This window comes from Nitrosomonas ureae, from assembly GCF_900108305.1.
Lineage (GTDB): Bacteria > Pseudomonadota > Gammaproteobacteria > Burkholderiales > Nitrosomonadaceae > Nitrosomonas > Nitrosomonas ureae_B.
Map to the genome: position 1 here is coordinate 23242 of NZ_FNUX01000032.1, position 6000 is coordinate 29241.

A 6000-nucleotide genomic window follows, 5' to 3' on the forward strand; every position below is an offset into this window, starting at 1 on the left:
GCGGAAAATAAAGAAAGTCAAAATTCAGCCGAAGTAAGTGAAATACCAGATGATGCAGTCGTGCCGGTATTTGCAACCATTACCAATCAGCCCATCAGGGAATCTCTGTCAATGTTATTTGAAAGTGTTGATTGGCCCACAAAGTTGCGACATGTGTTTCGAGTCAATCAAACTATGTTTGCTGCGGCCACAAGGCACAGCGCTTGAATATTGTTCCAGATACTGTGCAGCCATTAATTATGGTTGAATTGTTACTAACAAACTTTGAGGAAAACAAATGAAAACAGTAAATTATGAATATGGTATTTACAGCTTAAACCTAAGCCAATCCGAAATTATTCTGTTTGCATCAGGCTATATTCCATACGTTGTTTTTGAAAATGATCCGGAAATTCCAGATAGCGAAACAATTTGGATTTACTATGAACCGAAAGAAAATGACATCATTCCACATATTTATCCTTTCCCGTGCCGGATTGTTTCTTATGTGACCTTATCGCATCAGACAATTCTCACGCTTGTACCCAATGAATTTAATGCTGAACTTATGGAAATGATAGAGGAATTCAAAACAAAAATGGAAAGGGCGGGTGAATGCGTGCATTCTACTGCATTACTACCGCAGTACGCTTTATCATAAGCTGCTTTATCTTACCGTATGAAAATTATCGATTTAATTTTTTATAAACCGCTTTTGCCAATTTATGTTTTATTTATTGTATTTCTGAGAAGTAATAATCTTATTTTTCCTAAATATTTTCAGTGTGTTTACTATTTGATATACCCGAAAGAATGTCAAAACGGTTTTAAACTCTGATTGATGGCAAATCTTGAAAGTAGCCTTCGAGGCTTTGCCAAAGGCAAAATGCAGGAGTTCTCAAGCTTGCGTAAACGGATCAAATATAATGGGCGGTGTCGTGCCGCCAAACCATTCAATCCTTCACTATATTGCTAAGTTTTATATAAAAATTGTTTTTACACTAAGCCCTATAACAGCGCAAATAAAGATTACTTCAAGTACGTTTCGTTTAAACCGGAATAAAGCAACCGCTGCTATTAAAGCGATCAATGCTGATATCCAATCAAATGTGCCGCTAAACCCTTGCGGCCATAAAACATGATATCCAAAAAATAGTGCTAAATTCAGGATAACTCCGACAATTGCTGCCGTGATTGCGGTTAATGGTGCTGTGAACCTTAAATCATTATGTGTTGACTCTACAATAGGGCCGCCCGCAAGAATAAAAATAAACGATGGCAAAAATGTAAACCAGGTGACAATAATGGCTGAAAAAGAACCTGCTAAAAACAGCATATCAGATCCTAAAAGTTCTCTTGCATAACCCCCAATGAAAGCTACAAATGCTACTACCATTATTAATGGCCCCGGCGTTGCTTCTCCTAGTGCCAAGCCGTCAATCATTTGAGTTGGTGTGAGCCATTCATAGAATTCAATCGCCCCTTGATAAATGTAGGGTAAAACTGTATAAGCACCGCCGAAAGTCAGTAATGCAGCTTTCGTGAAAAACCAGCCCATTTGAGTAAACGTGTGATCCCAACCGTAACTCATTGTCAATAAACTCATTGGTAGCAGCCAAAGCATTAATCCTACTAATACAATTATAATTAATCTTGACCAGATAAAACGTGCATGCTCAGGTGGTGGCGTATGGTCATCGATTAATGCAGCACCATAAGAAACATTTGTTTTCGTATGTGCATTACCGATATAAAATTGTTTTGGCATGAATTTTCCACCGGCAAAACCTATGATTGCTGCTGTAGCAACAATTATCGGAAAAGGAATTTTAAAGGCGAAAATTGCAACGAATGAAGCTATTGCAACTGATAATAAAAGACTGTTTTTAATTGTTCGTGATCCCACCCGATAAGCTGCTTGAATTACGATGGCTGTCACTGCTGGTTTTATCCCATAGAATATACCAGCTACAAGAGAAACATCCCCAAAAGCTACATAAACCCAAGAAAGTATAATAAGAATGACTAGGGAAGGTAATACAAATAATACTCCGGCAATAATTCCACCCCAAGTGCGATGCAATAACCATCCTATATAAATTGCAAGCTGCTGAGCTTCAGGGCCAGGCAATAACATGCAATAATTTAAGGCATGCAGAAAGCGCCGTTCTGAAATCCAACGCATACGCTCAACAAGATCCTGATGCATGATAGCGATTTGTCCTGCTGGACCTCCAAAGCTTATAAATCCAAGCTTTAACCAATACCAAAAAGCCTTGGTTAAGGTCACTTGTTGAGGTGAGGCTGCATCGGTAGAACTAGAAAGATGGTTTTGTGATTCGTCCATTACTTCTCCTTGGAATTATCCAATATAGAAGCAGACCTTGGACGAAAATCGTCTTAGATTGGGGAGGCTGCTGAATCCCCGGGGGGCGATTATAGCATCAAGCTGTAATAATATTTATAAAAATGTATAGCCACTTACCACATGATTTCAATCTTGTCTGTTTTTGCAGCAGAAAACCGAGAACGACCCGCGAACCGATGTGACGGATGTCATCACCACCGACTATTACGCACCGGATGCTGGCTGTCATCTGGGTTGCCGCGCGCAAGCGGCGAGTATTACCAACGCATTAGGCCATGCCACCCAGATCACATACTATAACGCTCACGGCCAGCCGGAAGAAATCATCGATTCCAATGGTCGGATCAAAACCCACCGCATAGGCAGCGATACCCGCAGGTTGACCTATGATGCCGCCAGTCACATCATCAATACAGCCGAGACACCAACCCCGGTATATAACCGCACCTATGATTATGACGCCAACAGCAACCGTGCTAAGGCATTGCCCAAGAACATCCAGCCCCGCCAAGCATATCGCTAGGAAGCTCGTAGCCCGTTATGATGCGCAGAAGCTTAAAAGCAGAATAGGGAACTTGAACTCGCCCGGATTCCCAATTGCGAACTGTGCGGCATGTAATATGAAGCATTTGAGCGACTTCTTCCGCACTAAACCCAGAAAGAATAAGGGTTTCGCGTAACTTGGCATAGCTCACAGGTTTGAAAGGTTTGCGTCGATATCTGCATTTTTTCACCTGACAAGAACCGGCTTGATGTTTTCCTTTCGCTGATTCATTTCAACACCAGGTGAAAAGAATGCCGATTTACAAAATAACAAAACATTTTTAACCTCCAAATAAAGCAAAACTATTCCAGCTTTAAATGAAAAACTATTCCGCAAAAAGTATAAATCAATTGCGTATAATTTGTACGGAGTAAAATCCGAAAAAGCGGAAAATTCTGCAAAAATTAATAAAATTTCACTACCAAAAACCAGATAAAGAGAAGAGCGGAAAGAATTTCACCTCAAAATCATTCATAAAATTCCCGCTGTTCCAAAAAACTTCCTCTATCTGTCCCAACTCTCCCCGCCACATTGCCCCAGATCGGGTAGTTTCCCAACTAAGCCAAAACCGGGCTTGCAAAGGGCGGGGGTTGGAACCGGTGCAGCTTCGCAAAACTGCGACACCGGGAACACACCCGTTAACGGAAAATCACCCCCCTCAAACCGTAAACTATTGCCCTTACGGGCAATTTTGAGCCTCTGTAATATTTCCTACTGGAGACCAGTAGAAAAGCGAATCCCCCCCGCACAGCGCGGCTACGCCCGCGCCAGTGCGAGCGGGGAGGGGCGAGAGCGAGAAAGGCAACACAAAAGCAAACACCCACACCCCCACACACTTCCACACACACCCACAAAATTCCGTGAAAGCGTTTCCGTACCTTTCGCCGCGGTACAATCCGCAGTTAGAAACAGATTCCATCCGAATGCAGTTCCTCCTCCTCCGTCGTCGTCACGCATTCGGATGTCTACTTCTGAATAACCGCAATTTGTCGCGGTTTCAGCTTTCTGGATGCATATCCGTGAAGATCGGGGCCGCGGGTACCTGGCCTGATATCCAAAGGGCGAGTAATGCGCCAGGTGTTGGAATCATCCTTGAAGCCAGCTATACGGCCTTGAAACAGCAGAGTCCGAACCCTACGCTCAGAGACTTCAAGAAAATCAGCCACGTCAGAAATGCTTAAAAATTGCGACACGATCAACAGCCTTTATCAACTGAGTGCAAAAGCATATCTGCATACAAAGCCCGTTTCCTTTGCTTTTCAGGGAAAGGGACAGCTGAATATTGTGAGAAACTGGTTCTAATGCGCGCTATAAGTTCAATATCATCAAGGGTTTCCGAATAAAACTGCCAATAAACAACAGCAAAACGAAAATCCTTTTTAACCTGAACATACAGAGAAGCCAATCCAAAACCCTTTTTACTTAAATGAAGACAAAAATCACGGAAATGAGCGCAATAGCGAAACCATCGAGCGGCTGAAAAAAGAGAAGAAAAGTCAGACTTATAATTGCTGTCACAAATAACAAAAAAGTACTTAGTCCGAGCATTCGCAGATTTTTTTGAAAGATAGAATCTATTCAAGCGATACCAAGCCCTATATAGGTTTGCGTAATTTTTAGACTCATAAACATCAAGCGATAAAGTAATCAATTTAACGTTTCCTTTAAATCTCGTTAATAAAATAAATAAAATCAGTTAGATATAACCAATTAAATAATTAAAAAACACCCAAAAACACCCAAAAACACCCAAAAACCGAAAATAATCGGCAGAACTGAAAAAACATATAAGCCATTAAATACACTACAAATTAGAACTATAAATTCATCACAAATTATCAAAAAGTCGCAAATTGCGACTGAACGGCATTGTGTTACTAGCCGATAAATTTCCCCTCGCCATTTTTACCTCCATTTTTTGGCCGGACAAAGAGCAACAAATTTGTTCTCTTTTGAAGCAATCCGGATTTACGTTTTTCTTCCCGATCGATGCGCCATTGTCTGGCCATTGCGAAAGTCAACGATAAATAGTCTAAATCGCGCGCTGTGAAGTTTTTCCCCTCTGGTGACAATAAAGACCTCACCCAAGAACATCCAACCCCGCCAAGCGTCACTAGGAAGCTCGTAGCCCGTTAGAATGCGTAAAAGCTTAAAAGCGGCGTAGGGAACCTGAACACGCCCGGATTCCCAATTGCGCACTGTGCGGCATGTCACACGAAGCATTTGAGCCACTTCATCCACACTAAGCCGAGAAAGAATGCGGGTTTCGCGTAACTTGGCATAGCTCACAGGTTTGAAAGGTTTGCGCCGATATCTGCATTTTTTCACCTGATTAACAGCTTGACAGGCGGGCATAAAACCCATTGCCACAATTCACGATCAAAGCGCGCGCCGGAAATTTTTCCAGTTCGGCAGTAGTGAATGACCTGGCCAACCCGCAAACCATGAGAAATGGCATAACTACGAGCAAGAACCGGCTTGATGTTTTCCTTTCGCTGATTCATTTCAACACCAGGTGAAAAGAATGCCGATTTACAAAATAACAAAACATTTTTAACCTCCAAATAAAGCAAAACTATTCCAGCTTTAAATGAAAAACTATTCCGCAAAAAGTATAAATCAATTGCGTATAATTTGTATTATGTTAAATCGGAGAAAAAAATTACGCCGGAAGTCCGATTTTCTTTCAGAGTTTTTCTATAAGCTTCTAAACGGAGTTCGGCTTGTTCATTTCTAAGATTTGATAGATGACGACATAAAAGTCGCAACTCTTCCGCATCGACGCCTGAATCAATCAGGCGTTTTTTTTCCTTGACTATATACCTATAATATTTGCGCCTCACAGCTTTGATACGTGTGTATCGAATTTGCCAGTAAAGATTATTAAGCTTTGAAAAACCTGTCATGATTTAAATCCAGAAAGATATTATATGGTCTAGCGGCAAACCCTATAAAATATAAACCAGCTTAATAATAAGGTATAAAGAAAAATAAACAAGGTTGAAATGAAATACTGAACCGCCCCGATTTTTCCGGAGACTCGTTAGTTTGAGTCAAGCTGTGATGCCTGACACTTTCAGTTGCGAATAATACGCTCTTTCCAACTCTG

General features: G+C 41.3%; 9 protein-coding genes and 1 pseudogene. 2 read left to right on the top strand and 8 right to left on the bottom strand.

Annotated features, from left to right (window positions below; genetic code table 11):
- The first annotated feature begins 277 nt into the window (after nt 1-277).
- Nucleotides 278-640, top strand: coding sequence for a hypothetical protein (locus C4S39_RS13605; protein ID WP_103967496.1), 363 nt, complete (start codon nt 278-280; stop codon nt 638-640).
- A 318-nt stretch (nt 641-958) separates the two neighbouring features.
- On the opposite strand, the gene chrA is transcribed toward C4S39_RS13605, so the two are convergent.
- Nucleotides 959-2326 carry a chromate efflux transporter gene (gene chrA / locus C4S39_RS13610; RefSeq protein ID WP_103967497.1) on the bottom strand — a complete coding sequence of 456 codons (1368 nt, stop codon included), beginning with the start codon at nt 2324-2326 and terminating at the stop codon, nt 959-961.
- 199 nt (nt 2327-2525) lie between these two features.
- On the opposite strand from chrA, the gene C4S39_RS13615 reads away from it, so the two are divergent.
- Nucleotides 2526-2870: a hypothetical protein gene (locus C4S39_RS13615; RefSeq protein ID WP_146059774.1), complete on the top strand. Its 345-nt coding sequence runs from the start codon at nt 2526-2528 to the stop codon at nt 2868-2870.
- Nucleotides 2871-3647: 777 nt separating this feature from the next.
- On the opposite strand, the gene C4S39_RS15185 is transcribed toward C4S39_RS13615, so the two are convergent.
- The 7 genes and pseudogenes from C4S39_RS15185 to C4S39_RS13640 all read right to left on the bottom strand — a co-directional run bounded on the left by C4S39_RS15185 (nt 3648) and on the right by C4S39_RS13640 (nt 5797).
- Nucleotides 3648-3848 carry a hypothetical protein gene (locus C4S39_RS15185; RefSeq protein ID WP_146059775.1) on the bottom strand — a complete coding sequence of 67 codons (201 nt, stop codon included), beginning with the start codon at nt 3846-3848 and terminating at the stop codon, nt 3648-3650.
- A gap of 8 nt (nt 3849-3856) precedes the next feature.
- Nucleotides 3857-4084: a DNA-binding protein gene (locus C4S39_RS13620; RefSeq protein ID WP_103967499.1), complete on the bottom strand. Its 228-nt coding sequence runs from the start codon at nt 4082-4084 to the stop codon at nt 3857-3859.
- Between the two features lie 2 nt (nt 4085-4086).
- Nucleotides 4087-4542, bottom strand: coding sequence for a hypothetical protein (locus C4S39_RS13625; RefSeq protein WP_103967500.1), 456 nt, complete (start codon nt 4540-4542; stop codon nt 4087-4089).
- 226 nt (nt 4543-4768) lie between these two features.
- Nucleotides 4769-5005, bottom strand: coding sequence for a DUF3653 domain-containing protein (locus C4S39_RS16105; protein ID WP_146059776.1), 237 nt, complete (start codon nt 5003-5005; stop codon nt 4769-4771).
- Nucleotides 4902-5255, bottom strand: a pseudogene (locus C4S39_RS15915) (VC1465 family Xer recombination activation factor); the annotation flags it as partial. The gene C4S39_RS16105 and the pseudogene C4S39_RS15915, both read right to left, overlap by 104 nt.
- On the bottom strand, nt 5216-5395 hold the full coding sequence (locus C4S39_RS15395; protein WP_181023836.1) for a hypothetical protein: 180 nt from the start codon (nt 5393-5395) through the stop codon (nt 5216-5218). The pseudogene C4S39_RS15915 and the gene C4S39_RS15395, both read right to left, overlap by 40 nt.
- 135 nt (nt 5396-5530) lie before the next feature.
- Complete coding sequence (locus tag C4S39_RS13640; RefSeq protein ID WP_103967503.1) at nt 5531-5797, bottom strand: hypothetical protein; 267 nt, start codon at nt 5795-5797, stop codon at nt 5531-5533.
- Nucleotides 5798-6000 lie beyond the last annotated feature (203 nt).

Bases quoted from the DNA above. Each gene is read 5' to 3' on its own strand.
- C4S39_RS13605 (WP_103967496.1), top strand. From the start codon at position 278: ATGAAAACAGTAAATTATGAATATGGTATTTACAGCTTAAACCTAAGC.
- chrA (WP_103967497.1), bottom strand. From the start codon at position 2,326: ATGGACGAATCACAAAACCATCTTTCTAGTTCTACCGATGCAGCCTCA.
- C4S39_RS15185 (WP_146059775.1), bottom strand. From the start codon at position 3,848: ATGCGTGACGACGACGGAGGAGGAGGAACTGCATTCGGATGGAATCTG.
- C4S39_RS15395 (WP_181023836.1), bottom strand. From the start codon at position 5,395: ATGAATCAGCGAAAGGAAAACATCAAGCCGGTTCTTGCTCGTAGTTAT.
- C4S39_RS13640 (WP_103967503.1), bottom strand. From the start codon at position 5,797: ATGACAGGTTTTTCAAAGCTTAATAATCTTTACTGGCAAATTCGATAC.